Origin of the sequence: Rhizobium beringeri (genome assembly GCF_004306515.1) — a bacterium.
GTDB lineage: Bacteria > Pseudomonadota > Alphaproteobacteria > Rhizobiales > Rhizobiaceae > Rhizobium > Rhizobium beringeri.
Genome location: NZ_SILG01000001.1, coordinates 3,729,719 through 3,742,815 on the forward strand (window position 1 = coordinate 3,729,719; position 13,097 = coordinate 3,742,815).

At 61.3% G+C, this 13,097-nt stretch carries 14 protein-coding genes; 8 read left to right on the forward strand and 6 right to left on the reverse strand.

The window, feature by feature from the left end:
* The first annotated feature begins 169 nt into the window (after window positions 1-169).
* The 3 genes from ELH03_RS18645 to ELH03_RS18655 all read left to right on the forward strand — a co-directional run bounded on the left by ELH03_RS18645 (window position 170) and on the right by ELH03_RS18655 (window position 2,913).
* On the forward strand, window positions 170-1,063 hold the full coding sequence (locus ELH03_RS18645; RefSeq protein WP_128405209.1) for a LysR family transcriptional regulator: 894 nt from the start codon (window positions 170-172) through the stop codon (window positions 1,061-1,063).
* A gap of 138 nt (window positions 1,064-1,201) precedes the next feature.
* The gene (locus tag ELH03_RS18650) at window positions 1,202-1,843 is read left to right on the forward strand and encodes a DUF1007 family protein (protein ID WP_105007396.1); all 642 of its coding nucleotides are present in this window, start codon (window positions 1,202-1,204) and stop codon (window positions 1,841-1,843) included.
* Complete coding sequence (locus ELH03_RS18655; protein WP_128405210.1) at window positions 1,837-2,913, forward strand: nickel/cobalt transporter; 1,077 nt, start codon at window positions 1,837-1,839, stop codon at window positions 2,911-2,913. Before ELH03_RS18650 ends, ELH03_RS18655 begins: the two co-directional genes overlap by 7 nt.
* Before the next feature lie 56 nt (window positions 2,914-2,969).
* On the opposite strand, the gene ELH03_RS18660 is transcribed toward ELH03_RS18655, so the two are convergent.
* From ELH03_RS18660 to ELH03_RS18675, 4 genes are all read right to left on the reverse strand, one after another.
* A complete protein-coding gene (locus ELH03_RS18660; protein ID WP_017967931.1) occupies window positions 2,970-3,176 on the reverse strand; it encodes a hypothetical protein in 207 nt (68 codons plus the stop codon).
* The gene (locus ELH03_RS18665; protein ID WP_128405211.1) at window positions 3,173-3,868 is read right to left on the reverse strand and encodes a GNAT family N-acetyltransferase; all 696 of its coding nucleotides are present in this window, start codon (window positions 3,866-3,868) and stop codon (window positions 3,173-3,175) included. The genes ELH03_RS18660 and ELH03_RS18665 overlap by 4 nt, the downstream gene beginning before the upstream one ends.
* A gap of 169 nt (window positions 3,869-4,037) precedes the next feature.
* A complete protein-coding gene (locus ELH03_RS18670; RefSeq protein WP_018072739.1) occupies window positions 4,038-4,757 on the reverse strand; it encodes a tellurite resistance TerB family protein in 720 nt (239 codons plus the stop codon).
* Window positions 4,758-4,868: 111 nt separating this feature from the next.
* A complete protein-coding gene (locus tag ELH03_RS18675; RefSeq protein WP_128405212.1) occupies window positions 4,869-5,507 on the reverse strand; it encodes a 2-dehydro-3-deoxy-phosphogluconate aldolase in 639 nt (212 codons plus the stop codon).
* A 154-nt stretch (window positions 5,508-5,661) separates the two neighbouring features.
* On the opposite strand from ELH03_RS18675, the gene ELH03_RS18680 reads away from it, so the two are divergent.
* From ELH03_RS18680 to trhO, 4 genes are all read left to right on the forward strand, one after another.
* Complete coding sequence (locus ELH03_RS18680) at window positions 5,662-6,150, forward strand: CYTH domain-containing protein (protein WP_128405213.1); 489 nt, start codon at window positions 5,662-5,664, stop codon at window positions 6,148-6,150.
* Window positions 6,128-7,036 carry a CHAD domain-containing protein gene (locus ELH03_RS18685; RefSeq protein ID WP_130659310.1) on the forward strand — a complete coding sequence of 303 codons (909 nt, stop codon included), beginning with the start codon at window positions 6,128-6,130 and terminating at the stop codon, window positions 7,034-7,036. Before ELH03_RS18680 ends, ELH03_RS18685 begins: the two co-directional genes overlap by 23 nt.
* Window positions 7,037-7,185: 149 nt before the next feature.
* Entirely contained in the window at window positions 7,186-7,662 is a 477-nt protein-coding gene (locus ELH03_RS18690; RefSeq protein ID WP_128405215.1) for a VOC family protein, read from the forward strand.
* Window positions 7,663-7,733: 71 nt separating this feature from the next.
* Window positions 7,734-8,663, forward strand: a complete 930-nt coding sequence (trhO, locus tag ELH03_RS18695; RefSeq protein WP_128405216.1) for an oxygen-dependent tRNA uridine(34) hydroxylase TrhO — start codon at window positions 7,734-7,736, stop codon at window positions 8,661-8,663.
* 50 nt (window positions 8,664-8,713) lie between these two features.
* On the opposite strand, the gene ELH03_RS18700 is transcribed toward trhO, so the two are convergent.
* Together ELH03_RS18700 and ELH03_RS18705 are read right to left on the reverse strand one after the other, a co-directional pair.
* On the reverse strand, window positions 8,714-10,927 hold the full coding sequence (locus ELH03_RS18700; RefSeq protein WP_128405217.1) for a putative bifunctional diguanylate cyclase/phosphodiesterase: 2,214 nt from the start codon (window positions 10,925-10,927) through the stop codon (window positions 8,714-8,716).
* Window positions 10,928-11,041: 114 nt separating this feature from the next.
* On the reverse strand, window positions 11,042-12,415 hold the full coding sequence (locus tag ELH03_RS18705) for a GH1 family beta-glucosidase (RefSeq protein ID WP_128405218.1): 1,374 nt from the start codon (window positions 12,413-12,415) through the stop codon (window positions 11,042-11,044).
* Window positions 12,416-12,630: 215 nt separating this feature from the next.
* Here ELH03_RS18705 and ELH03_RS18710 point away from each other — a divergent pair, with 215 nt between their 5' ends.
* On the forward strand, window positions 12,631-13,035 hold the full coding sequence (locus tag ELH03_RS18710) for a DoxX family protein (RefSeq protein ID WP_128405219.1): 405 nt from the start codon (window positions 12,631-12,633) through the stop codon (window positions 13,033-13,035).
* The last annotated feature ends 62 nt before the right edge of the window (window positions 13,036-13,097 follow it).

Sequence of the window (13,097 nt, forward strand, 5' to 3'; positions counted from 1 at the left end):
ACCAATTCGAGGGTTCGGCGGACACCCATGGGCACGTGCGACTTTGGGCTGAGTGGGAAATAAGAATATTCGCCTTCATAATCAAGCGATTTTTTGATCTTGGGCTAAAAAAATAATTGAACAAGACGAGCCAATTTGTTCAACATTCCGAAACAATCCGAGGGGTGCCATGGATACCTTGACCCGCATACGTGCCTTCATCGATGTCGTCGAGGCCGAAGGCTTCTCCGCTGCGGCACGACGCACCGGCCGCTCAAAGGCGCTGCTCTCCAAATATGTGCGCGAACTGGAGGATGAGCTCGGCGCCCTGCTGCTCAACCGCACCACCCGGCAATTCTCCATGACCGAAGCCGGCCATACCTATTACCGCACCGCCTCCGATATCTTAAAGGAGATCGACAACCTCGCCGATCTCGTGCGTGAGAACAATACCCAGCTCAAAGGACGGCTGCGCATTTCCGTGCCGCGCACCTTCGTTGATGCCGATGTCGGCCAGTCGCTGATCGATTTCGCCAAGGAGAACCCGGATCTTTCACTGGAGATCGCCGCCGATGACCGGTTCGTCGATCTGATCGAGGAAAGCTTCGACGTGGCGATCCGCATCACCAAGCTCGAGGATTCCGGCATGATCGCCCGCAAGATCTCGGATTTCCGCATCCATATCTGCGCCACCCCCGAGTTTCTCGAGCGTCATCCCAACCTCGAGCATCCGACGGACCTTTCCAACGTCCCTTTCATCGTCGATACCAATGCGCGCACCCAGGCGAGCATCCGTTTCCACAATCCCGACAACACCTCGTTCGCTGTCGCCGTTTCAGGACCGATAGAGGTCAACAGTCCGCATGCGACATTACGCGCAGCACTCGCCGGCATCGGCGTAGCCTTCATCCCGGATTTCATCGCCCGCAAGCCGATCGAGAGCGGCGAACTCGTCACGCTGTTCAACGATTACATCCCGACCGACCGCGGCATTTATGCCGTCTATCCGCACCGGCGCTACCTCCCGGCCAAGGTAAGGATCTTCGTCGACTACCTGCACAACTGGTTCAAGAAGCATCCGTAGGGCAGCGCCCTTGCGAAGCGATGCGACATTCCGCCCCGCATCAACGTCCGCCCGCGCCAAAGCGATGCTGAACCCGGTCCCAATTCCGTCCCAATTTCTGGCAAGAAGTCAGGGGCAGCGAACAGGGCAGCGGGATAGATGAGACATTCAACGATACTGATCGCCGCGCTTCTTTCGCTGGCGCCGGCGGCCGCCTTTGCCCATCCGCACATCTTCGTGGAGGCGCGTCTCGAAGTCGTGGCCGGCAAGGACGGCAGCGTCGAGGAACTGCGCAATGTCTGGCGCTTCGACGAGGTCTTTTCGTCCTCTGTGGTCATGGATTTCGACAAGAACACCGACCTGAAGCTGGAACCGAACGAGCTGACCGACGTCGGCAACACGGTCAAGAAGTCGCTTGCCGATTACGACTACTACATGAACCTGACGATCAACGGGAAGAACATCACCGTCCAGAAGCCCGACATCATCCATGTCGACTACAAGGATGGCCAACTGCTGATGTTCTTCGCGGTGAAGCCGGTGGAGAAGATGCCGCTCAAGGGCAGGCTCACTTTCGGCGTCTACGATCCGACGCTCTACACCTCGATCGATTTTCCCACAGACAACGAGCTTGCGATCGTCGGAGACGGCTTCAAGGCCTGCAAACATCAGGTGGTGCGGCCGGATGCCGACGAGGTGATCTCGCAAAACAAACAGTCGCTGACAGACGCCTTCTTCAACGATCCCACCGGCACCAACATGTCCAAACTCTTCGCCACCCGGCTGGAGGTCACATGCTGACGAAACGCCTGCCCCTCATCCTTTCCGCTGCGACCCTTGCGCTGGTGACGGCTGCAAGCCTCGCTCATGCGCAATCGCCGCTTGGCATCGGCACGGCGGAGCCGAGCTTCCAGCCGACAGGCGGGCCGTTTGCACCGCTATTTCTCTACGTCAATTATGAGCAGCAAGCCTTCTACCGGGCGCTGACCGGTGCCTTGAAGGCGATGCGCCAAGACCCCTGGCAGCTGGCATCGCTGATCGGCCTCTCCTTCGCCTATGGCGTCTTCCATGCCGCCGGCCCAGGCCACGGCAAGGCGGTCATCTCCTCCTACATGATCGCCAACGAGGTCGAGCTGAAGCGCGGCGTGGTGATTTCCTTCATTTCGGCCTTCGTCCAGGGCGTGATGGCGGTGGCGCTGGTCGGCGGCGCCTGGCTGGTACTGCGCGGCACCGGCATCACGCTGACGGCGGCGACCCACGCGATGGAGATCTCAAGCTTCGTCATGGTCATCCTCTTTGGCGGCTGGCTGCTGTTCCGCAAACTGCGCTCGCTGGCGGGCAACATGCCGCGCCGCCGGCTGATGGCGACGCCGGCCGGTCCGGTCAGCATGATGCTCGACTGGAAGGACAATGCCGCCGAACGCCAGGCCTATGCCTTCAACGGCAAGGCGCAGGCTGTGGAAGCCGGCCATACCTTCGTTCCCGGCATGGTCTGCGAGACCTGCGGCAATGCCCATGTGCCTGATCCGGCCCTGCTCGCCGGCGACAGGTTCAGCGCCCGCGAGGCCTGGTCGGCGATCGTGGCCGTCGGTCTGCGCCCCTGCTCCGGCGCATTGCTGGTCATGACCTTCTCGCTGCTCAACGGGCTCTATCTCGGCGGCGTGCTTTCGGTCGCCGCCATGTCGCTTGGCACGGCGATCACCGTTTCCCTGCTTGCCACACTTGCCGTTACCGCCAAGAGTGCTGCCGTCCGCCTCTCCGGACGCGGCTCGACCGCCTCGATCTGGATCGGCAACGCCATCGAAATCCTCGGCGCCGTGCTTGTCATGCTGATGGGCGCCCTGCTGCTCGGGGCCTCGCTGCAGGGCTAGAGCACCAGCAAAAGTGCGCAGCGGTTTTGCCTCCGGAATTGCGCAATGCTGTAGACCTATTTCCCCCGGCCGCGCTGGTAGCGCGCCCGCAGCCAGAAGACTGCGAAAAACGCCATGATCAGGCAGACGCCGACGACGATCGCCAGCGTCGGTGAGAAATTGCCGATCCACAGCACGATGGTCGGCAGGAAATAGATGACGAGAGCGGCGCTGAGCAGGATGATGCCGGCGGCGGTCGCCTGCGAACGGCTTTCCGGGCTCATACCAGCCTTTCCTTTTCAAGATCGGCGCGGATGTCCTGCAGGCGACGGATCTGGTTGCCCTCGGCATCGAAATTCCCAGGCGAAAGCCAGGCCTCGAAGGCATCGTTGATCATCGGCCATTCGGCATCGATCATCGAGAACCAGGCGGTGTCGCGGTTGCGACGCTTGGAGATCATGTGCTGGCGGAAGACGCCTTCGAAGCTGAAGCCGTAACGGGCGGCCGTCGTCTTGCTCGCCTCGTTGTTATTGTCGCATTTCCATTCGTAGCGACGGTAGCCGAGATCCTCGAAGACGTGTTTGGCCATCAGGTAATGCGCCTCGGTCGACAGCGGCGAACGCTTCATCTCGGCGCCATGTGCCACACCGCCGATCTCAACGACGCCGTTTGCCGGGTCGGCGCGCATATAATTGGCCATGCCGACGATCTTGCCGGTGGCGTTGTCGCGGAAGATATGGGTGAGCCAACCGGACTTGGTGTAGACGTTTTCCAGCCAGTTGGCGAAATCGTCGATACCGGAGAAGTCGTCCTGTGCAAAATAGAGAAGCAGCGGATTGATGCCCATGCCGCCAAGCCCATCCCAAAGCGCCTCAAGATGTTCGGCGCGCCGATAAGGCTCGACAGTGACGAAACGGCCCTTCAGCGTGACCGGCTTCGGCGCCGGGCAGCCCTTGAAATTTGCAAGATCGCGCATGTCCACTCCCCTTTTCGGAAGAGTGGATAGGCCAGCCGCCCGACAAAGGCAACCGGCCTAAAGCGCGTCGCAATCTTTCAGATTCGCTCCTCGCGCTTTAGGTCTTTATTTCCGACGCCTGTCGTTATCGCAAAACCGCTGCACACTTTTGCGCGACATGCTTTGGATGTCACTGTGACAAGGTCACCTTGGCGGAGGACACCGTTGCCTCGATATGATCAACCAGCTGGTCGGCAAGGCCGAGGCGGCCGGCAAGCAGATCGAGATAACCGCGCTCGGCGCGCGAATCCGGGTCGATGGTGAGCCGCGAGGCGGTGTAAAGCTCGACGCGCTGTTCTTCCGTCGTCGCGGCGGCAACGAGCGCATCGATATCCGTCGGCGAAGCGAGTTCATGTTCGATGAAGGCCGCAGCCTCGCCGCTGACGTCGGCGGCCTTGACCTTGTCCATGATGAGGGCGCGTTCGGCATCGTCGATATGACCGTCGGCCTTGGCGGCGGCGATCATCGCGCGGATCAGCACCAGCACGAATTCATTGCTGCCGGCAGGCGACGTCGGCCCGAAACCGGACTCGGCAGGCGGCGGCAGAAGAACCGGATTGTTTGCCGACGGCGCATCCGAGGGGGCTGCGGGCGCCTGCCCCGCCTGGTAATTCTTGTAGGCCTGGTAGCCGAGGCCGGCAATCGCGGCAAGGCCGCCGATCGCCAGTGCATTGCCGGCAATACCGCGGCCGGTCTTGGTGCCGAGAAGCACGGCGGCAATGGCGCCAGTCGCCAGCGGATTGTTCTTTGCCGTCTGCACGGCGTCGCCGGCCCTGTCGCGGACCGAACCCCCGAGACCTGGCATCTGTGAACCCAAGAACTGGTCGAGAAGCTTCTTTGCGTCGAACATTCCTCGTCGTCTCCCTGTTTGAAACTGGAGGAGAACATAGGTTTGCGACGGCTGAAATACAAACAGGAGGAGCGGGATTGGGCCGTGAGGCTCACCCGCCCCTGCCGAAACTCAGGCCTTCAGCGCCGCCGCCTCTGCCGCGAGCTTGGTAATGCCGGCCCAGTCGCCGGCCGTGACCAATTCCTTCGGCGCCACCCACGAGCCGCCGACGCAGATGACGTTCGGCAGCGAGAGATAATCATTGGCATTCTTCAGCGAAATGCCGCCGGTCGGGCAGAACAGCGTGCCAGCAAGCGGCGAAGACAGCGCCTTGAGATAGGCGGCGCCACCGGCCTGCTCCGCTGGGAAGAATTTCAGCACCTGGTAGCCTTCTTCGCGCAGCGCCATGACTTCGCTGGCGGTCGCAGCCCCCGGAAGCAGTGGCACGTCGGAATCGGCGGCGGCATCGAGCAGCTCCTGCGTCGTGCCCGGGCTGACGATGAACTTCGAACCGGCCGCGACGGCGGCTTCCCAATGGGCGACATTGAGGATCGTGCCGGCGCCGACTTCGGCGCCCTCGACCTCGGCTGCGACGGCGCGGACGGCCTCGAGTGCTGCCGGCGTGCGCATGGTGATCTCGATCGCCTTCAGGCCGCCCGCGACGAGCGCCCGGGCCAGCGGCACCGCCGACTTGGCATCGTCGACGATCAAAACCGGAACGACCGGCTGGAGTTTCAGGATGGAAAGGAGCTTCTCTGTTTTCTCGCCCATGGTCGTGCGACTTCCTTGAAACGATTGAATTCGGATCCCGAATAACGCCCCCGCGGAACCTTGTCGAGATAAAACCAGACCGCAGGACAAGATGGGTATGAAATGCGTGGAAATTGGTCTACCGTGACGCAATCGTCACAAAAGGTTCACCGGTATGGCGAAAGAGATCGAGCGGAAGTTTCTTGTACGCAGCGATGGATGGCGTTCCGCTGTCGAGACGAAGTCTGTCCTCAGGCAGGGCTACATCGCCTCGATGGACGACCGTTCCGTGCGGGTACGCATCCTCGATGACAGGAAAGCGAGACTGACGATCAAGATCGGCCGCAGCACCATCACCCGTGACGAATTCGAATACGACATCCCGATCGCTGATGCCGAGGAGCTGTTGCAGAACGCGATCGGCGTCGTCATAGAGAAGACGCGCTACCGCGTTCCGCATGAGGGTTTCGTCTGGGAAGTCGACGTCTTTACCGGGGAGCATCGCGGACTGGTGATTGCCGAGGTGGAGATGACGGCAGAAACCGACGATCCGGCCCTGCCCGCTTGGCTCGGCCGCGAAGTAACCGGAGATTTCCGTTATTCCAACCAGGCCCTTGCCACAGAATACGGGCACGACAGGCATGGCCTATCGCATTCGGCCTGACGCCGATTTCACCGAAGCGTTCCGTAATGCCGCGACCAGGCAGCTGGAACACGCCATCACTGTCCTCGGGGAACGCCCGGACGGCGCGCATGAGGCGATCCATTCTTTTCGCAAGAACCTGAAGCGACTACGCTCGCTCTACCGCCTCGTGGCTCGCGAGGTGCCGGATTTTCAAGCCCAGGAAAATGCGAGGCTGCGCGATGCCGCACGCTCGCTTTCGGCGATCCGCGACGCTACAGCCCTCATCGGCACCGCGCAATATCTGCAGCATGCAGCCCGTGGGAACGAGGAGAGCGAGGCGCTCGGCCGCATCGTCACCATTCTCGAAGGGCGCCGTGACTGGATGGCGGAAGCCGAAAGCGGCCTGGAACAGCGGCTCGCGGAAACCTCCGACGTTCTGAAGGAGGCGATCGCCGCCTTGGACGCAGTCTCCTTTGATCGCGGCCACCGCAAGAATGCACGCATGCTGGCAAAAAGCTGGCGCCGCACCGCGCGGAAGGCCCAGACCGCGCTTGCGGCTTGCCACGGCGAGGCATCGGCCGACGATTTTCACGATCTGCGCAAACGCACCTACGACTATCGGCTCTACCATGCCCTTTTGCGCGACGTCTGGCCAGGCGCGATGAAGGCCAAGCGTGAAGCGGCCAAGGAACTCGTCGAGGATCTCGGCCACATCCACGATCTCACCGTACTCTCCGAACTGGTCGAGGCCGAACCGCAGCTCTTCACTCGCAATGACGACCTGGCGCGTCTGCTCGACATCATCATCTTCCGCCAGCAGGAAGACCGGCGGCAAGCGCTGATCAAAGCCGAAGCCGTCTTCGCCGATGATGCCGACGAGGAAGCCCAGCGCATCGAGCTTCTCTGGCTGATGGCCGGGAGTTGAGAGACGGCGAAACCGGAAGTGCTTGCGCGCTGCCCCCCGCATTTCCCATCGCATCTGCAATATCACAAAGAACCCTGTTGACCTCAACCAATGTTGAGGTCCTAGCTTGCGGTGGTCGAACAAGCAGAGACTTGATCCGCGAGGAAAAAATGACCGCCGAAAATGCCGTGATGCCGAGGGTGCTGGGGCTTTACGAGACCCATCTGACCGTTGCCGATCTCAAGACCTCCACGGATTTCTACCGCGATGTCGTCGGCCTCGAACCGGTAGCGTCATTCGAGGAACGTAAAGTCGCTTTCCTCTGGGTGGACGATAGGAAGACCGGCATGCTCGGCCTCTGGGAAACCGGAACCGGGCCGCTGAAGATGCGGCTGCATATCGCCTTCCGCATGACCGCCGATGGCGTGCTGCAGGCACCCGCCATTCTCAAGGCAAAGGGTGTGGAACCTCTCGGCTTTACCGGCGAACCGGTGACGGAGCCGGTGGTTCTTGGCTGGATGCCGGCGCTGTCGATCTATTTCAAGGATCCGGACGGGCACTCGATCGAGTTCATCAGCGTTCTCGACGACATCCCCGACCGGAGCTTCGGCGTGCGGCCGTTTTCCGCGTGGCAGGCGCGGGCGTAATCGGTCACCGGTCAAGGCCGCCACTGGCGAAGGCAATTGCGCGGCCCGCCGATTTTCTGTATTTCCGGTCCATGACCGACAGCCTGACACACACTAGCCCGTTCCTCGTGGCCGCACTTTACCATTTCGTTTCCGTGCCGCGCTTTGCCAGCCTGCAAGCGTCGCTGCAGACGCTTTGCGAGGAGAACGGCGTCAAGGGAACGCTGCTTCTGGCGCATGAGGGCATCAATGGCACGATCGCGGGCCCGGATGCCGGTATTCACGCCGCGCTCGCCTTCCTGCGCGCCCAGCCGGAATTTTCGGGCCTGGAGCACAAGGAAAGCCGCGCCTCGAAAATGCCCTTCCTGCGCATGAAGGTGAAGCTGAAGAAGGAAATCGTCACCATGGGCGTCGAGGATATCGACCCCAACAAGGTGGTCGGCACCTATGTGGCGGCCAAGGACTGGAACGCGCTGATCTCCGATCCCGATACCATCGTCATCGACACCCGCAACGATTACGAGACGGCAATCGGCACCTTTCGCGGCGCGCTCGACCCGAAGACCAAGACCTTCCGTGAATTTCCCGATTGGGTGCGCAACAATCCCGGCCTGCACAACAAGCCGAAGGTCGCCATGTACTGCACCGGCGGCATACGCTGCGAGAAGGCCACCGCCTTCATGAAAGCTGAGGGCTTCGACGAGGTCTATCACCTGAAGGGCGGCATCCTGAAATATCTGGAGGAAGTGCCGCAGGAGGAAAGCCTCTGGGATGGCGCCTGCTTCGTCTTCGACGAGCGCGTCTCCGTCGAGCACGGGCTGAAGCAAGGCGAACACAGGCTGTGCCACGCCTGCCGCAACCCGATCACCGCCGAGGAAATCACCTCGCCGTTCTACGAGGAAGGCGTTTCCTGCAGCCACTGCTATCACTCGCGCACGGAGGAAGACCGGCTGCGTTACCGTCAGCGGCAGCACCAGATCGCCCTCGCCAAAAAGCGTGGCCAACGGCATATCGGCAGCTGAGCCGGACTTCTGATTGGATCAGCCTTGCTGTCTGAAGATCAGGCTACCGGTCAGACAGCGCCGATACGGCGCCGAGTTTCCGGCCCGGCTGCACGCCGCTCGTTCAGCATCTCGGTGATAAGGTCTGATGTCACAGGCTTTCCGAACCAATAGCCCTGCAGGCAGTCGCAGCCGAAAAGGCGCATGGCTATCGCCTGCTCCTCGGTTTCGATGCCTTCGGCCGTCACCGGAATGTCGAGCGAGCGGGCGAGCGCTACCGTCGCCTGCAGCATCTCGCGCTGGCGTTTGTCTTCGTTGACACCCATGACCAGCGAGCGGTCGATCTTGATGCGGTCGAAGCCGAACTGCCTGAGATAACCGATCGAGGAGAAGCCGGAACCAAAATCGTCGAGCGCCACCTTTACCCCCAGCCCCTTCAGCCGTTCGATCGACTGGCGGGTGCGCTGCGGATTCTGGATCATGTAGCCTTCGGTGATCTCGAGCGTGATGCGACCGGCCTCGATCTCCGTCTGCTTCAGCACGTAGCGCACATAGTCGGTAAAGGCGGGATTGCGAAACTGGCCGGGCGAGACGTTGACCGAGACGTTGAGCTCGGGCCATTGCTTGGCTGTCTCACAGGCTTTGCGCAGCACGAACAGGCCGAGCGATTCGATGAGGCCGCTGGTCTCGGCGATCGGGATGAACAGCTCGGGCGACACAGGGCCATGGCCCGGACGGTTCCAGCGCACCAGCGCCTCGACGCCGGTCATCGCATGCGTCGCAGCATCGATCAGCGGCTGGTAGGCAAGCGTCAGGTCACCGCTTTCGATGGCGATCCGCAGATCGAGTTCCAGCGCATTGCGCTGCTCTCGATCGGCGTCCATCGACGGATCGTAGAGCGTCATGCGCGCGCGGCCGGCCTCCTTCGCCTTGTACATGGCAAGGTCGGAACGGCGCACCAGCTCCTCACGCCCGATCGCACCGAAAGGCGACATGGCGATACCAATGCTTGCCCCGACGACGACGACACGGCGACCGATCTCCAATGGCTCGACTAGAAAATCGAGAATCTGTTCGGCAAGCTGCAGGGCGGCGGCATTCTCGCTGTCGGAGAGAAAGGCGATCGCAAATTCATCGCCGCCAATACGGGCGAGAACCGCACCTTGCGGAATGAGTACATCGAGCCCGGCCGCGACCGCGCGGATCAACTGGTCGCCGGTGCCATGGCCATAGCTGTCATTGACTTCCTTGAAGCCATCGAGGTCGAGATAGAGGAGCAGCACGTTGCGCTTGGTCTGGCGTGCCTCGACGACAAAACGATCGACGGCGAGCCCGAGACCGTCGCGATTGGAAAGGCCGCTCAGCCTGTCGCGCAGCGCCTCTTCGCGGGCGCTGCCTTCCTCTGCCTTCAGGCGGCGGCCGGCAAGCCAGCCGATAACCAGCAGCACTGCGAAAAACAATCCGACGAGACCGAGCGCCTGAATGACCATCGGCCGCACCTGTGCATAGGCGATATCGCCGGGTGAACGCGAGGCCCAGACGAGCTTGCCGAGCGTTGCCCCCGTCGGATCGACGATCGGTACGAGATAGTCGGCCGCAAAGCTCGGCGGCGCCAGCCGCAGCCCACCGATGACATAGGTCTGGCCGAGAGCGGCCACCCTGTCGTCATCGAGATGGCGGGCGAAAACGAGATAGCGATGCTGGCCGGCGGGCACGTCAAGCGCACCGGACTTTTTCCGAACCAATGCTACGCCGACGGCGGCCATGCCCCGTTTGGTGGTGACGAAACCGATCGCCTGAGGACGATCGGCAGGACCGGCCGCCTTCACCGTATCGAGCAGGGTCCAGAGCGACGGCGCGAAGAAATCCGGGAGCGGCTCCTCCATCGGCTTGCCGTCGCGATAGGCCATGATCGCCTTCTTCTCACCATCGATGACGATCGCCATGTCGAACAGCGAGCTGTTGACCGACATCTCGCCGTAATTGCTCACCGTCCAGGCCATGCCGTCAGGCGCGTAGACGTTGACGGCGGCGTCGTCCCAGGCAGCGTAATCGTCGAGCGTCGCGCCGAGCTGATCCTCGAAGGTCTTCAGCGCGCCGACAGTCGTTTCGCGCGAGCGCTCGTCATCGAGGAGATTGGCATTTTCGGCCACGCGTTCGAGCGCCGTCAGCACCATGATGGTGACGACGGCGACGATGACCGCGAAGGAGAAAAGCACGCCGGTGACGGTGATGTGACGGCTTATTCCCGATCCTTTGCTCTGCGACTTTCCGGCTGTCTGCATTACGACTCCCTGACCGTCGGACTTTGCCAGCCAAGGGTTCAAAAACGTTTAAGCAACCGGCTGTTGCAGGTTTCTGACGAGCTATTTTTGTGCCGCCGCCTGAGGACGCGCCCCCTAACCCGGCTTATGATTGCCCTTCGGGAATTTTGTCGCAAGTTCGCGATACCATTTGCCGCTCTTTTTTACCGTGCGTAGCTGGGTTTCATAATCGACATGGACCAGACCGAAGCGCATGCGGTAGCCTTCCGCCCATTCGAAATTGTCCATCAGGCTCCAGGCGAAATAGCCGCGTAGGGGATAGCCGTCCTTGATGAGGCCGGCAACGATTTCGAGGTGATCGCCGACATAGTCGAGGCGCATCGTGTCATCGACCTCGCCGTCGATGACATCGGTGTTGTCGCAGGCGCCGTTCTCGGTGATGTAGCATTCCGGCAGTTCGTAGCGACGGTAGAGGTCCTCGACCGAGAGCTTCAGGCCCGGTGCATAGATTTCCCAGCCGATATCGGTCTTGACGTCGCTTGCCGGCGGCGCTTCCACCGTCCAGGGGAAATCGCCTTTGCGTTCGGCATCATCAGTGACCCGCTCGGGCTTGTAATAGTTCAGGCCCCACCAGTCGAGTTTCTGGCTGATAAGCTTCAGGTCGCCATCTTCGATGACAGGCATACGGTCGCCGAGCGCCTCGACGAATTCCTTTGGATATTCGCCCTTGAAGACGGGGTCGAAGAAGGCGCCGTTGTGGAACTGATGCGCACGCTCGCCGGCGGCAAGATCGGCCGGGTTGTCGGAGCCGGGAATGACCGAAGCGGCATTGAGCACAAGCCCGACGGGCACGTTGGGGGCCTCCGAGCGGATCGCCTCAACGCCGAGACCATGGGCAAGGTTCATGTAATGCATGGCGTGAAGGGCGGCCTGCATGTTGCGCTCGCCCGGAGCATGGATGCCGTAGAGGTGGCTGAGCCAGACGATGCACCAGGGTTCGTTGAAGGTCGCGACCCGGTCGAGGCGATCGCCAAGGCGGTTCATCACCGTCTTGGCATAACGCTGAAACGCATAGGCGGTCGAGCGCGCGGTCCAGCCGCCCTCGCCGGCGAGCAACAAAGGCAGATCCCAGTGGTAGAGCGTCGCGAAGGTCTTGATGCCGCGCGCCTTGCAGCCGTCGACCAGCCGGTCGTAGAAATCGAGACCGGCCTCGTTCACTGGACCCGTGCCGTCCGGGATAATGCGCGGCCAGGCAATCGAGAACCGGTAGGCTTCGACACCCATCTCCTTGATGAGATCGAGGTCCTGTTCCAGGCGATTGTAGTGATCGCAGGCAACGTCGCCGTTATCGCGATTATGGACGCGGCCGGGCATATTGCAGAAAGCATCCCAGATGGATGGCTTGCGGCCATCGGCCTTGCTGGCGCCTTCGATCTGAAAGGCGGCGGTGGCAACGCCGAAGGTGAAGTCGCCGGGAAAGCGCTCTGCCAGTTGTTTCGGATCGATCATCTGTAAATCCTATCTCTAGGTTGAGGCTGTTTGCCGGGATTTAGCCAAGCCTGAAGGCAAAGTACAGGTCGGCGGCGAGAAAAACTGCAACGTTGCAGGAAGCGCCTCCTTCTCCGCCCTCTCGCACTCATAACGGCAATGTCAGCAGTCGTGACTTGCTGTTGGGACCACGATCTTTACACGGGAAATAGCATCACAAATATGAAAGGAATCCAATGCTGTCTTCGATCCATCTGCTGCAGCCCCATCTGCTCAGCTTGCTGCGCATTGTCTCGTCGCTTGTGCTTTTCAGCTATGGAACGCAGAAGATTTTGCATTTTCCGATTGCGGCAAGCGTGCCGCCCGTTGGCTCGCTTTCCTGGGTTGCCGGGCTTATCGAACTCACCCTCGGCTTCCTGGTCCTGGTGGGATTCCAGACCCGTATCGCAGCCTTCGTGCTCTCCGGCCTGATGGCCGTCGCCTACTTCATCGGGCATGCATCGAAGGGCATCTACCCCGCCCAGAACGGCGGCGTCGCGGCGATCCTGTTCTGCTTCGTGTTTCTTTATCTGGTGGCGGCAGGTGCCGGACCGCTGAGCGTCGACAACCTACTGAAGCGCGGCCGCACTGCTGCTGCCTGATCAAAATAAAACAAAACACCGAGGCGACTTGAGATCGCCTCGGTGTTTTTCATTGGCCACGT